The organism is Acinetobacter pittii (assembly GCF_034064985.1).
In the GTDB taxonomy this organism is placed as follows: domain Bacteria; phylum Pseudomonadota; class Gammaproteobacteria; order Pseudomonadales; family Moraxellaceae; genus Acinetobacter; species Acinetobacter pittii_H.
Genome location: NZ_CP139249.1, coordinates 831339 through 845498 on the forward strand (window position 1 = coordinate 831339; position 14160 = coordinate 845498).

Sequence of the window (14160 nt, forward strand, 5' to 3'; positions counted from 1 at the left end):
AACGGATAGGGACTGATTTCGAGTGACAGCATTTTTAAACTTCCAAAGACAACTGAACCTTTGGTTAGAACATATCGCTCCACATGCTTCCGCTTTTCAGGATGAAACAATTTTATTTATATCTTATGGGCCTAAAGACCAAAGATGTAACGTATGGCATAGTGAAAAAACAAGCTTTTCACAAGCAAAAATACAATTATTAGCTTTCATTAATGACCAGTTTGCACAGGAAATACTTACTGATTATATAAAAATTGATATTGCATATAATTTAACGAAGCAAGCTTGGCAAGTAATAGAGCAGCGGGTCCATCAGCAATTTCACAATAACCACTACCGTAAAGGTATTGGGTTTGATGAACACTGTTCAGTGGCTTTTCTTGAGCAAGAGATTTATGGAAAAGCAATCATTCGAGGTTTGAGCTATGACAAACCCAATTTTTTTGATGAAACAAATCTGAATTATGCAATTAAGCAAAAATATAACGCGACTAAACCACAGATTAAACTACAAGAGCTACAAGACATTTGGACTTTTGATACCTACGCAGCATTTTATGAAAATGGGCAATTCATTAATTTAGCGAGCGGTTATGATGCGAATGGTATTAGGGCGATTTCGAGCAATAAGAAACAGCATTTTCAGTCGTTAATTGAAAAAAATTCGGCATTTTTGCATGATCAGATTCAAGAAAATGGCAAATTTATCTATGGCTATTTTTCTGCCTATGATCGAGATATTCGTAACTACAATACGGTACGCCACTGTACTTCGGTATATGCGTTGCTGGAAACATTTGAATTGCAGAGCAAACCAGAATATTGGCCCAAGATACATGCTGCTATCCAATATGCACTGACCAACTTTTATAAAGAAAAAGACTCTGAAACCAGCTTTATGATTGATGGTAAAGAAGGGGAATTTGAAATTAAATTAGGTGCCAATGCGGCTGCTATTTTAATGTTAACTAAATATCAAGAAATTACCCAAAAAAATGATTATCAAAAATATGCAGAAAAACTAGCAAATGGTATTTTAAAATTAGTCGATTCAAATGGCTCAACAACTCATGTATTAAATTATCCAGATTATGATTTAAAAGAAAAATTCAGAATTATTTATTATGATGGTGAAGCTGCTTTAGGTTTATTAAGGTTATATCAAATTAACCAAGATACTAGTTTATTAGAAACTATTAAATTAATGTTTGAATATTTTATTAAAAATAGATATGAAAAATATCATGACCATTGGTTAAGTTATTGTACTAATGAACTCACTAAAATATGCCCTGAAGATAAATATTTTATTTTTGGTTTAAATAATTATTTAAAACATTTTATTTTTATTAGAAATCGAAAAACGACCTACGCAACTTTATTAGAAATGTTAATGGCTGCTTATAAAATGGTGAACCGCTTAAAAGAGCAGGGCCGAACGGTACTTTTTGAGCAGGCGTATATGCCTGAGCTTCAAAAGCTAATTGAGTTTAGAGCTGATTTTCAAACGACAGGATTTTTTTATCCGGAAATGGCGATGTATATGGCTCGGCCAGATAAAATTTTACATGCGTTTTATATTCGTCATGATCGTTTTCGAGTACGGATTGATGACCAAGAACACAACTTATCGGGTTACATCGCTTACGTTAAAGATTACAAAGGTGATGAGCCATGAAGTATCAACCTGTTGAAATCAAATTATTAGCTCATATCGATACTACAAATTTTGATGAAGCTATATGGCAATTCGAATTTGATGATGATATTTCAACAATACTGCTAATCGACTACGCATTAGAACAATTTCAGCAAAAAAAAGTACAAGCTCAAGATGTCTATGTTGTGCCACAAAATATGAGTAAGCAAATTGGACAGCAAAATCTAGGTTTAAAAACATCTGAAAGTTATACATTTACCGAGTTATTGCAGTTCTTAATTTTTACTCAAGCAGCAGATGTAAAAGATACTTTAAGTAAGATGCTCTGCGGTACAAATGAGCAAGCTTATTTAATTTTGTCAAAAAGAGCTGCTACCTATAATTTAAATTTGAAAAAAGAAAGTACACAAAACCAGTTAAAACATTTGTTTTTATTGCTTAGAAAAATTTTTAGTTACCCAATTGAAATAAAAAAACTTTTTTTTATTAAAGAGCTTATTTTTAAAGGAAAATCCTATCTTCCTCAGACCTTATTAATGGCACAGAACGTAGTAGAGGTCTTATATCTTACAAACTCATTTAGAAAAATTTATCTCACTTTCTTTGAAGAAAACCAAACTATAGGTATCTTTTTATTCTTAGATGATATTCATCGTGCTGAGCACCTGGTTCCTTACTATCATTGGTTCCAAGCACAGAATGTAAAACCTAAAGTTTGCTCAACTCCAAGTGGCATTATTAACATTTTAGGGGATACCTACTTTGGGGAAGTCTACACTGGAAAGCGTAAGGCGAGAGGACAAACGGATGCTCTGCAGCAATATGGATATGATTATTCATTCGATAAAATAAAAGCTTTTTTAGGTGAACATGACTTAAGTATTGCTAACTTTGAAGCGGTATTTTCTTTAGAAAACCAATCTCCTTTAGGTCATAAAAAGACTTTTATTCTTAAAGCTGATGCTGAACCAACATTAGCAGCATTCAAAAATATTCACCTTAATCATGTGGTGTTGGCAAACAACCATCTAAAAGACTATGGGGATCGTGGGCTGACCTATACATTACAACAGTTGGATCAGGCTAACATTTCTTATATTGGTGCTGGTGTAAACCAAAAAGATGCTCATAGCTACTTTGAAATCACTTTTAATAACAAGCATTACGCTATTTTTAACGGCTATTGGCACAGAGACACGGCCTATTTAGATTATGATTTTTATGCTTTAGGTCATAAAAATGGAGTGGCGTGTTTAAATGGTGTTTTGCTTGAACAAATAGGTCGCTATAGGCTGACTCATCCTGAACATAAAATTATTGTTATTTGCCATTGGGGTGTCGATTTTAAACCCATTACAAAAGTGCAGAATAAGCTTGCTACGATTCTAACCCAAGCGGGTGCAGATCTTATCGTTGGTCATGGGGCTCATACTATTCAGCCTGTCCAGATCATTAACCAAAAGCCAGTCGTATTTGGTATTGGCAATGCTGTGTTTAATAGCAATGGCGAATATGAAAAACATAATGCTTTACCTTATGGTTGTATAGCACGGCTAGATTTGTCAAAAGATTTACTTCGCCTTTATCCAATTTACACCAATAATTTGAAAACATTCTGGCAGCCGTATCCAGTCAATGCTGAAGATTTCTTAAAGGCGAGTACCTACATGACATCTTTACTAACCCCTGAAAATTACATCGCTACCCAAGATAATTTAGGGGCATATATTGAAATTAAATTTTAGGGATATTGTTTGTATGTCGATAAAATAGTTTGAAGTTGTACTGGCGTAAAGCCCAAATTTCTTAAGCCACCACTACCTAATTTACATTCGGCGCTTGCCATGATGTTGGTTGGAGTACGCTTTGTAGCTTTTGGTGCACAAACATGTTTTAGTCCAAACACATGTCCCATTTCATGCACGCTACCAGCCTGAATATTATAATTGAGGCGGTTCCAGTCTAATAAAATAAAGGGTTTACCATTATTACGAAAAGCTCTACTTGTTACATCTTCAAATTTCCATTTCGTTGAGTAGGCATCATAAATAAAAACAATCACTTCTTTACTTGCAGTTCGTTTCGGAAAACACGTATTTACACTGGCAGGAATGGTTTCAATCGTAATTGGGTAGGGCTGATTAATCTGTTGTTTTAAATCACAATGTAATTTTGAAAACTCTTCATAAGGAATATAACGATGTAACTTAAATTTAAAAATTTTATTATTTTTATCATCTACATAGTATTTATTTAATATTTTAATTTCTTTACGCATCTGTTGATAATTATCAAACTTTGTAGCTTCTGGAGAGTTGGTGGTAAATACAAAAGTAACCGGAATAATAGGGCGACCATCTGTAGAGACTTTAGATGTTTCTCCTAAAGGAAGAGGAGGGCGTGTAGTACAAGAAACGCATAGTAAAGTGCCAGTAATCACCAGTAATGTTTTTTTCATGCAGATTTCCCTCAAGCCCACCTTGGATTGCATTTAGTTTTGTTCAAAATTTTTTATATGATATGAATGATGTCAATTTTTATGGAGTCCATTTTGACAACTCAGTATGAACTACATCGGCAAATTTTAGAAGTCATTGCTTTGATTCCTTATGGAAAAGTTGCAACGTATGGACAAGTGGCTCGTATGGCAGGATTACCAAAACATGCAAGATTAGTCGGCTATGTCTTGAAACATCTTGATGCTGATCATCAAGTTCCTTGGTATCGTGTAATTAATTCTCAAGGTAAAATTAGCCTAAGTAAGTTTAATGAAAAGGGTGAAAATATTCAGCAATTAAAGTTGGAAGCTGAAGGCGTCTATTTGTTAAATGGTAAAGTTAACTTAAAACATTTTGCTTGGCAGCCTTAAAGTTCAGATTAGGGCGTAATTACATATGAAAAAGAAGAATAAACGGTTTAGTAGAGCAATATTATTTTTAAGTTTGATGGCACAGATGAGTTATGCTGAAAAAAGGAAGCTTTAACTCAACCTTTTAAGAAATAAAAGCCTATCTTGCTCAATTTAGCCAGACAGGCAATCTTGCATTAGCGCACAATTAAAACAGGAATATGGCTTTCACCTAAGACTTTTTGTGCCACGCTTCCTAACACAAGTTTTCGGACCCCAGTACGACCATGAGAGCCCATAACAATTAGATCTGCATTTAAGTCTTGAGCAGCCTGAATGATTTCCTCATGTACAACAAAACCTTCTAGCAGTTTTGTTTCAACGGTAACGCCTTCATTGGCAAATTCTTGTTTTGCTTTTTCTAAAATGTCGAGCAAATAAGTTCTTGTACGTTCAATCAACTCATTAGTTTGACCAGTTTTTACGTAGACATCAGCAATAAATGGGTCAAGTGCCATCACCTGTACAACTGTAATTTTGCTATTTAGCGCTTTTCCCAGTTTGATCGCCTCTTTCATGGCAACCATAGACGTTTCAGAACCATCAATTGGTACAAGAATATGTTGATATAACATGAATATTTTCCTTATTGTAATGATGCTTATTTATTAATACTTTAAACTTATTTTTTGACGATTTAAATTCAAGTGCGTAATCATTTGTGGCTTTATAACAACAAATTTTTGTAGATAAATTTTTATAAATTGCGCAAATTTTCTATATGTGTAGATAAAGCATCTATATCATCAGTTTGAAGATATTCACGTATTTTCAAAATTTGCTTCTCATCTAAATCATAAAGTTTTAAAGCAAGTAGTTTGTCGATTTGTTCTTGAGGAAAGCGATATTTAATAATTTTCGCGGGCACCCCACCGACAATTGCATAGGGAGGAACATCTTTAGTTACCACAGCTCCTGTTGCGATCACCGCACCTTCACCCAGTTTGACACCTTGCATGATCATCGCACGGCTACCAATCCAGCATCCGTCAGCAATAATAGTATCACCAGCCACCAAAAAACTTCGAGTATCAAAAGGAAAAGTTGAAATCCAGTCTGGTCTGTGAAGTTGGTTACCACCCATCATGATCACACACTCAGCGCCAAAACAAACAAAATTACCAATATAAAGCTGGTCAATTGGCTTGTCTGGAGTAGAGGGCTTGTCATGTAAATAGCGTACGACACAACGTTCAAAACCCTGATCCCAATAGGCCGAATAGTAAGAATAATTTCCTTTAATATGGATATTTGGATTTCTCACAGTTTTGGAAATAAACTCAAATTCGCACCAATGACGAACAGGGGAGCCAATTAACTTTTCAGCCATAAGGGAAATATAAAAAAGAGAATACACCATTATACCGAATTGCGATTCAAGCTGAACCAATAATCTTAGCTCAGCCAATGAATCGAATATTAAAGTACATGCTAATTTGAACTAATTATTATGAGGAATACGTGCAATGACTTTAATCTCAAAATCAAAACCCGCTAGCCAAGTTACGCCAACAGCGGTCCAGTTTGGATAAGGCTTTTGTGTAAAGATTTGATTTTTAACTTTCATAATACTTTCAAACTGCCGTTCAGGATCAGTATGAAAGGTGGTGACATCAATAATATCATCGAAAGTACAACCAGCTGCTTTCAGTGTCTCTGCTAAGTTCTTAAAAGCTTGGATTACCTGTTTTTCAAAATCAGGTACAGGCGAGCCATCTTCAAGGCTACCAACCTGCCCTGAAACAAATAGTAAATCTTTCGATTGAATTGCGGCTGAATAACCATGCTGTTCATATAATGCATGACGGTCCTGAGGAAATATTGCTGTTCTCATCAGATTTGTTCTCCTTCACTATTTAAACATCAAATCAATAAATGTCGCTTAGATTTCACATACGCCTCGTATGTAAACATAATTGACATACGAGGCGTATGTCAATTAAAATTTTTTGTAATGATTAGCTGGTGAAATACATGTCTGTTCGTGAACAAAAGATGGCGGAAACCCGCAAGAAACTGATTGAAGTAGCACGTCGTACATTTGCTGAATATGGCTATGCAGACACTTCAATGGATAAGCTCACGGCAGAAGCAGGGTTGACCCGTGGGGCGCTGTACCATCATTTTGGCGATAAGCGTGGTTTATTTGCTGCAGTGGTCGATCAAATTGATTCACAAATGGCAGAATATGCTCAACAGCATCGAGAGCAGCCTGATGATCTTTGGGAAGGGTTACTACTTGAAGGGCAGACCTATATACAAAATGCTTTGAATCCTGAGTTTCAGCGTATTGTGTTACGTGATGGACCTGCAGTGCTGGGCGATCCAGCGCATTGGCCAAGTCAAAATAGATGTCTGCAGTCTACCCGTGAGTGTGTTAAACAGCTATTGGCAGCAGAACGAATTAAAATTGTAGATCCTGAAGCGGCAGCAGTGCTTTTAAATGGCGCTGCCATGAACGCTGCATTATGGGTGGCCTCTAGTGAATATCCTGAACAAGTACTTCCTGAAGCATTAAATGCTTTTCAAATCTTTGCATCAGGTTTTTTAAAAGATGCATAGTGAAATTTTTAATATTAGTCTGAAATATAAAAACCCCTCAATTGAGGGGTCTTATAACTTAAATATATCTATTTAAAAATTAAATATATTCTACACTTACGATTTCATATTCCACTTCGCCTTGGGGAGTAACGATTTTTACTTCATCGCCTTCACTCTTGCTCAAAAGGCCACGTGCGATTGGTGAGTTCACTGAGATTTTATTGATTTTAAAATCTGCTTCATCATCACCAACAATTTTATAAGTCTTGCGTTCTTCAGTATCAAGGTTTTCAATCGTTACCGTAACACCGAATACAACACGACCGTTTTGTTCTAAGTCTTTAACATCGATGACTTGTGAAGCACCCAATTTACCTTCGATATCTTGAATGCGTCCTTCACAGAAACCTTGCTGTTCACGAGCAGCATGGTATTCTGCATTTTCTTTTAAGTCCCCATGTTCACGTGCCTCGGCAATCGCTTGAGTAATACGTGGACGTTCAACAGATTTCAGATGTTGTAATTCTTTCTCTAAGGCGATTTTACCTTCAGGGGTCATTGGATAACGTTGCATTTCGGTCCCTCTTAAGTTGAGAAAACACAGTTAAAAAAATGAAAAAATCCCGCCACCGATAAGGTGACGGGACTTATCGGTAAAAAAATTAACCTACAGTTAAATCTTGCAAGCGGTATACATCCATTGGCAATTTCACAGCAAAGGCTTGGCAAACAGCTTCTGCACCATTGATTGTCGTTGTGTAATACACTTTGCCTTGTAGGGCAGCACGACGGATCATTGCAGAGTCATATTGAGCCTGTTTACCTTCAGTGGTATTGACAATAAGGTGTATTTCACCATTTTTCAAGCGGTCAACAATATGTGGACGACCTTCAGTAACTTTATTTACAGATTCACACTCTAAACCTGCTTCTTTAAGCACTTGGTAAGTACCACCTGTTGCAACAAGCTTGAAGCCATACGCAACTAATTTCTTAGCGATATCAGCAATGTATTTCTTGTCAGATTCACGTACTGATAAGAAAGCATGTTTTACTTCGCCTTCAGTTGGTAAGCCTGGTAAGCGTTCATTTGAGCCTAAAACAGCTTTATAGAATGCTTCACCAAATGTTTTACCTACACCCATCACTTCACCTGTAGATTTCATCTCAGGTCCAAGCATAGGATCTACGCCTTGGAATTTAGCGAATGGGAAAACTGCTTCCTTCACAGCAAAGTGAGTTGGAATGATTTCTTTAGTAAATCCTTGAGATTCAAGAGATTGACCTGCCATACAACGCGCAGCAACTTTCGCTAAAGAATCACCAATACACTTCGATACGAATGGAACTGTACGTGAAGCACGTGGGTTAACTTCTAGAACGTAAATATCGTCACCTTTTACAGCGAACTGAACGTTCATCAAGCCTACAACACCAAGTTCTTTTGCCATTGCAATCGTTTGACGACGCATTTCATCCTGAATTTCTTTAGATAAAGAATAAGGAGGAATCGAACATGCAGAGTCACCTGAGTGAATACCTGCTTGTTCAATATGCTGCATGATACCGCCGATCACAACGTCTTTACCGTCAGATACACAGTCAACATCAACTTCAGTTGCGTCATCTAGGAAACGGTCAAGAAGAACAGGGGCTTCATTAGATGCTTGAACTGCTTCACGAAGGTAACGTTTAAGTTCTTCTTCGTTATATACGATTTCCATTGCACGACCACCTAATACATAAGATGGGCGAACAACAAGCGGATAACCTACTTTTGCAGCTTCAGAGATACCTTCTTCAGCAGATTTTACAATACTGTTGTTTGGTTGACGAAGCTGTAAACGTTGAATCATTTGTTGGAAACGTTCACGGTCTTCAGCACGGTCAATCGCATCTGGTGATGTACCGATAATTGGAGTACCTGCTTCTTCTAAAGCACGTGCCAATTTAAGCGGAGTTTGACCACCGTACTGTACGATTACACCTTTAGGTTTCTCTGTACGTACGATTTCAAGTACATCTTCAAGTGTTACAGGCTCGAAGTATAGGCGGTCAGATGTGTCATAGTCGGTAGAAACAGTTTCAGGGTTACAGTTCACCATGATTGTTTCATAACCGTCTTCACGCATAGCTAAGGCAGCGTGTACACAGCAGTAGTCAAATTCGATACCTTGACCAATACGGTTTGGACCGCCACCAATCACCATGATCTTGTCACGGTTTGATGGATTTGCTTCACATTCTTCATCGTAAGTTGAATACATGTATGCAGTACCAGATTCAAACTCTGCTGCACATGTATCAACACGTTTGTAAACTGGATAAACACCCAAGTTCCAACGTTGTTTACGGAATTGCTTTTGTGAAATGCCCATGAGGTGAGCAATACGAAGGTCAGATAAACCTTTACGCTTGAACGAACGGATGTTGTCAGCGTTTAAGTCACCAAAACCTAAAGTTTTCACTTGAGCTTCAGTTTTAACGATGTCTTGAATCTGAATAAGGAACCAACGGTCAATTTTAGTTGCTTCGAAAACTTCATCTAAAGAGAAACCATGACGGAATGCATCCGCTACGTACCAGATACGCTCAGGACCCGGAACTTTAAGCTCTTTTAAAATAGTTTCTTTTGCATTTGCTGCACCAGCTTCGATTTTTTCATCAAAACCGCTTACACCAACTTCAAGACCACGTAATGCCTTTTGCACAGATTCTTGGAAGTTACGGCCAATTGCCATGACTTCACCAACAGATTTCATCTGAGTGGTAAGAACTGGTTCTGCTTGTGGGAATTTCTCGAAGTTAAAACGAGGAATCTTCGTTACAACGTAGTCAATTGATGGTTCGAAGCTTGCAGGAGTTATGCCACCAGTGATGTCATTTTTCAATTCATCAAGGGTATAACCAACCGCAAGTTTTGCTGCGATTTTAGCAATCGGGAAACCTGTTGCTTTAGAAGCAAGCGCAGATGAACGAGATACACGTGGGTTCATCTCGATCACAACCATACGTCCGTCTTTCGGGTTAATACCGAACTGGACGTTAGAACCACCTGTTTCAACACCAATTTCACGAAGAACTGCAACTGAAGCATTACGCATCAATTGATATTCTTTGTCAGTTAATGTTTGAGCTGGAGCTACAGTGATTGAGTCACCAGTGTGTACGCCCATTGGGTCGAAGTTTTCGATCGCACATACGATAATACAGTTGTCGTTTTTGTCACGAACAACTTCCATTTCGTATTCTTTCCAACCAATTAAAGATTCATCGATCAATAACTGGTGAGTAGGAGAGAGGTCGAAACCACGTTCACAGATCTCAAGGAATTCTTCACGGTTGTATGCAATACCGCCACCCGAACCACCCATTGTGAATGATGGACGGATAATTACTGGGAAACCAAAGCGTGACTGGATTTCTAAAGCTTCTTCCATTGTTTCTGCAATGGCAGCTTTTGGACATTCCAAGCCAATTTTACGCATAGCGATATCGAAGAGTTTACGATCTTCGGCTTTCTCAATTGCGTCTTTAGTTGCACCAATTAATTCAACATTATATTTTTCAAGAACGCCGTGCTCATCAAGTGCAAGAGCACAGTTCAACGCAGTTTGGCCACCCATAGTTGGCAATACTGCATCTGGACGTTCTTTTTCAATGATTTGAGCAACTGTTTGCCAAGTAATTGGCTCAATATAAGTCGCATCAGCCATTGAAGGGTCTGTCATAATGGTTGCTGGGTTAGAGTTAACCAAAATAACACGGTAGCCTTCTTCACGAAGCGCTTTACAAGCTTGAGCACCTGAGTAGTCAAACTCACATGCCTGACCAATCACAATCGGGCCAGCACCAATAATTAAGATGCTTTTAATATCCGTACGTTTAGGCATTATTCGCTCCGTAATTACTGTTTAGATGCTTCGATAAGTTCGATGAAATGATCGAACAATGGGGCACAATCATGTGGACCTGGGCTTGCTTCAGGGTGACCTTGGAAGCTGAAAGCTGGTTTGTCTGTACGGTGAATCCCTTGTAAGGTGCCATCGAACAATGATTTATGCGTTGCTTTTAAGTTAGCCGGTAAAGTTTCAGCATCTACAGCGAAACCATGGTTTTGTGAAGTAATCATCACTGTACCATCTTCAAGATTTTGTACAGGGTGGTTAGCACCGTGGTGACCATGGTTCATTTTTACAGTTTTTGCACCAGAAGCGAGTGCCAAGATTTGGTGGCCTAAGCAGATACCAAATACAGGTAATGTTGTGGTTTCAACAATAGTTTTTACAGCTTCGATTGCGTAATCACAAGCAGCCGGATCGCCTGGGCCGTTTGAAAGGAATACGCCATCTGGATTAAGTGCCAAAACTTTCTCAGCCGGAGTTTCAGCAGGTACAACAGTGAGTTTACAACCGCGGTCTGCAAGCATACGCAAGATGTTGGTTTTGACACCGTAATCGTATGCAACCACGTGATATTTTAATTCGGGTTGAGAGAAGCCTTGGCCTAGAGTCCATGAACCTTCAGACCACTCAAAGCCTGTTGGATCACAGCATTCTTTTGCAAGATCTAAACCATTTAAACCACCAAAAGCACGAGCTTTGGCAATTGCTTCTTCTTCAGTAATATTTTCGCCAGCAAGGATGCAACCATTTTGTGCACCTTTGTCACGTAAAATACGCGTTAATTTACGTGTATCAATATCCGCAATCGCAACAACATTGTGCGCTTGCAAATATTCACTTAAAGACTGTTCAGCACGGAAGTTGCTGTGTAGTAGTGGAAGATCACGAATAATTAAACCATTCGCCCATACTTTATGGATACGACCAGATTCAACGTCTTCCGCGTTGCAACCAGTGTTACCAATATGAGGGTAAGTTAATGTCACAATTTGTTGTGCATAACTTGGGTCAGTCAAAATTTCTTGATAGCCTGTCATGGCTGTGTTAAAAACGACTTCTCCAGTCGTACTTCCCGTTGCGCCGATTGACGTTCCTTTAAAGATCGTTCCATCTGCGAGGGCTAAAATGGCGGGGGTGCTCAAACCAAAGCTCCTGAATTTCGGCTGTAAAAAAGCGAGTAGACCCAAAAAAGATAGGCGATGTTGTGATAAAACATGCCCCTCCCTATCGGTCTGCTCGCTTGTAACTTAACAGCGCATTATACGCATGGAACCTTAAAAAGTCTATTTATTTTCTGCTAAAAAATATAATTCATTGCTTGCTTTTTTCAAAAAAAATTATCTACTCATCCGAATCAAGTACTTTTGATAAATTGTCTAACAATTTACAAGGTCGATTTTTAGAACTGGATTTATTGTATTGTTAGTTAAAAAATAACCAATACGAGGAAATAGCATGAGTAATGATCAAGTTTCAAAAGATGTGAGCGAGAAAGCTCAAGCAGTAGTTGATTCGGTAAAAGCTGAGGTGAATGAAGTGAAAAAAACCGTAGCAGCTACTACAACTAAAGCAAAAAGAACAGCAACTGCTAAAACTGCGCAAGTAAAAGAAAGTGTTGCCGAGAAAACTGAGCAGATTAAAGAAGTTGCTACAGAAGCGAAAACTCAGGTGAAAGAAGCTATCACTGAAACTCAAGAGCAGGTCAAAGAAGTTTTAAGTGAAACTCAAGAAAAAATTGAAGCTGAAACTCATGAGTTAAACAAGAATATTCAAAATCAATTTGTTCAAATTAAACAAGATATTTTGCAACGACTAGATGTGATTAAAGCTCAGTTTAGCACCTCACAAGAAGGACTATCTGAACTTAAAAATGCTTTGAAAGCAGAAATTAACGCACTTATCGAAGATTTGACTAAAGTCAGTAAAGAACTTAAAGGTGATATTAGCCAGATTTCTTTGAAGCACAAAGATTTATTAAGTGAAAGTATTAAGCGTACTAAAAATAATGCAGTTGAAGCTTGGAATAAAGCACGAGATAACTAATGATCTTAGCCTTTAGCCAGCTATAAAAAAAGCGAGAATTAATTTCTCGCTTTTTTACTTTTAAAACTGATGTAACCAGTCACGCTTATTATGGAAATCTGCACTTTTTCCACTATGCTGCATTGCATAGTACTGCATACCTTCTTTGGTTTTTAAAACTGCAGTTAAACCTAAATAAAGGTTTGCCCATTTCAAGCGATGCTGTTGCATAAATTGTCCCAAATCAAGACTAACATTTAAGCCATAATGAGTACGCTTGAGATGGTTCAGTTCGATATCGTAAGCAGCAAGGGGAGGCATACTTTCTGGATAGCGATATTCTTCAAACTGATAAGACTGCCATGCTTGAGAAGGGGAAAGGTTAATTTCCCGATAATAATCTTCATCATGCACGCCAACAAAAATTTCGAAACAAGTTTCTTCCCACAAAAAATCCTGACGAGGATGAGCCGCGACTTCTTGGGGCCAGACAATGAGTTGATTTGGATCACGAATCCAAAAACCGACATTTAAGGTGTGCGGTGCTTGCTGTTCAATTGCGCCAACAACAGAAACAGCATGAAAACGATCAAAAGCTGAAAGTTCGTAACTTGCCATAGTTTGTCAAATCAAATTAGTTTGCTAGATGAGCGTGGCGAACAAGATTAGACAAATGCTGGTTTTGCTTAGCTGCTTTTTTGTAAAGTAGAACAATTTTACCAATCTTTTGCACAGCTTCTGCGCCAGTCGCTTCTACAATTGCATCAATTACAGCAGTACGTGCTTCACGGTCTTCACCAGCAACTTTAACTTTGATAAGTTCGTGGTCGTTTAAAGCACGAAGAGTTTCTTCGATAACAGCATCTGTTAAGCCTTGTCCACCAATCATGACAACCGGATTAAGCACATGACCAATTTGACGTAAACGTTTACGTTCATGGATAGATAAAGCGGCCATTAAAAATACCTGATTTTAAAAACGACTTAGTATAGCAAAAAACTTAAATTCAGATGTACGAAAAACTGTATAAATAATCGATCAACATTATTGGAAAAAAACTGTAAAACTTGGTGAGATTACGCTACATCCGTACTGTAATGAGAGTAATTTTCACGTACAA

13 protein-coding genes and 2 pseudogenes are annotated in these 14160 nt (G+C 37.8%); 6 read left to right on the top strand and 9 right to left on the bottom strand.

Going from position 1 to position 14160, the window contains the following annotated elements; genetic code table 11:
• The first annotated feature begins 22 nt into the window (after positions 1-22).
• Together SOI76_RS03910 and capA are read left to right on the top strand one after the other, a co-directional pair.
• Positions 23-1678 carry a poly alpha-glucosyltransferase gene (locus SOI76_RS03910; protein ID WP_104079216.1) on the top strand — a complete coding sequence of 552 codons (1656 nt, stop codon included), beginning with the start codon at positions 23-25 and terminating at the stop codon, positions 1676-1678.
• A complete protein-coding gene (gene capA, locus SOI76_RS03915) occupies positions 1675-3405 on the top strand; it encodes a CapA family protein (protein ID WP_104079215.1) in 1731 nt (576 codons plus the stop codon). The genes SOI76_RS03910 and capA overlap by 4 nt, the downstream gene beginning before the upstream one ends.
• Here the strand turns inward: capA and SOI76_RS03920 are convergent.
• Entirely contained in the window at positions 3402-4118 is a 717-nt protein-coding gene (locus tag SOI76_RS03920) for a metalloprotease (RefSeq protein WP_104079214.1), read from the bottom strand. The genes capA and SOI76_RS03920 overlap by 4 nt on opposite strands.
• An 81-nt stretch (positions 4119-4199) precedes the next feature.
• On the opposite strand from SOI76_RS03920, the gene SOI76_RS03925 reads away from it, so the two are divergent.
• Positions 4200-4529, top strand: a complete 330-nt coding sequence (locus SOI76_RS03925) for an MGMT family protein (protein WP_104079266.1) — start codon at positions 4200-4202, stop codon at positions 4527-4529.
• A gap of 176 nt (positions 4530-4705) precedes the next feature.
• On the opposite strand, the gene SOI76_RS03930 is transcribed toward SOI76_RS03925, so the two are convergent.
• The 3 genes from SOI76_RS03930 to yjgH form a co-directional block, all read right to left on the bottom strand.
• Complete coding sequence (locus SOI76_RS03930; RefSeq protein WP_017480485.1) at positions 4706-5143, bottom strand: universal stress protein; 438 nt, start codon at positions 5141-5143, stop codon at positions 4706-4708.
• 122 nt (positions 5144-5265) lie between these two features.
• Positions 5266-5898, bottom strand: coding sequence for a CatB-related O-acetyltransferase (locus SOI76_RS03935; RefSeq protein WP_104079213.1), 633 nt, complete (start codon positions 5896-5898; stop codon positions 5266-5268).
• 111 nt (positions 5899-6009) lie between these two features.
• A complete protein-coding gene (gene yjgH, locus SOI76_RS03940) occupies positions 6010-6402 on the bottom strand; it encodes a RidA family protein (protein WP_001258301.1) in 393 nt (130 codons plus the stop codon).
• Positions 6403-6542: 140 nt separating this feature from the next.
• On the opposite strand from yjgH, the pseudogene acnR reads away from it, so the two are divergent.
• Positions 6543-7140 (top strand): annotated as a pseudogene (gene acnR / locus SOI76_RS03945) (TetR/AcrR family transcriptional regulator); the annotation flags it as partial.
• Between the two features lie 69 nt (positions 7141-7209).
• Here the strand turns inward: acnR and greA are convergent.
• The 3 genes from greA to carA all read right to left on the bottom strand — a co-directional run bounded on the left by greA (position 7210) and on the right by carA (position 12159).
• Positions 7210-7686, bottom strand: coding sequence for a transcription elongation factor GreA (greA, locus tag SOI76_RS03950; protein WP_016140177.1), 477 nt, complete (start codon positions 7684-7686; stop codon positions 7210-7212).
• 88 nt (positions 7687-7774) lie between these two features.
• Positions 7775-11005, bottom strand: coding sequence for a carbamoyl-phosphate synthase large subunit (gene carB / locus SOI76_RS03955; RefSeq protein ID WP_032052821.1), 3231 nt, complete (start codon positions 11003-11005; stop codon positions 7775-7777).
• A 14-nt stretch (positions 11006-11019) separates the two neighbouring features.
• Positions 11020-12159 (bottom strand): glutamine-hydrolyzing carbamoyl-phosphate synthase small subunit, encoded by a 1140-nt coding sequence (gene carA / locus SOI76_RS03960; protein WP_016146221.1) that lies wholly within the window; start codon positions 12157-12159, stop codon positions 11020-11022.
• A gap of 136 nt (positions 12160-12295) precedes the next feature.
• On the opposite strand from carA, the pseudogene SOI76_RS03965 reads away from it, so the two are divergent.
• Together SOI76_RS03965 and SOI76_RS03970 are read left to right on the top strand one after the other, a co-directional pair.
• Positions 12296-12443 (top strand): annotated as a pseudogene (locus SOI76_RS03965) (hypothetical protein); the annotation flags it as partial.
• A gap of 29 nt (positions 12444-12472) precedes the next feature.
• On the top strand, positions 12473-13060 hold the full coding sequence (locus SOI76_RS03970) for a hypothetical protein (protein WP_104079211.1): 588 nt from the start codon (positions 12473-12475) through the stop codon (positions 13058-13060).
• A gap of 60 nt (positions 13061-13120) precedes the next feature.
• Here SOI76_RS03970 and SOI76_RS03975 read toward each other — a convergent pair whose 3' ends face one another.
• Together SOI76_RS03975 and yhbY are read right to left on the bottom strand one after the other, a co-directional pair.
• On the bottom strand, positions 13121-13657 hold the full coding sequence (locus tag SOI76_RS03975) for a DOMON-like domain-containing protein (protein ID WP_002115550.1): 537 nt from the start codon (positions 13655-13657) through the stop codon (positions 13121-13123).
• Positions 13658-13673: 16 nt separating this feature from the next.
• A complete protein-coding gene (gene yhbY / locus SOI76_RS03980; protein WP_002115576.1) occupies positions 13674-13997 on the bottom strand; it encodes a ribosome assembly RNA-binding protein YhbY in 324 nt (107 codons plus the stop codon).
• Between the last annotated feature and the right edge of the window lie 163 nt (positions 13998-14160).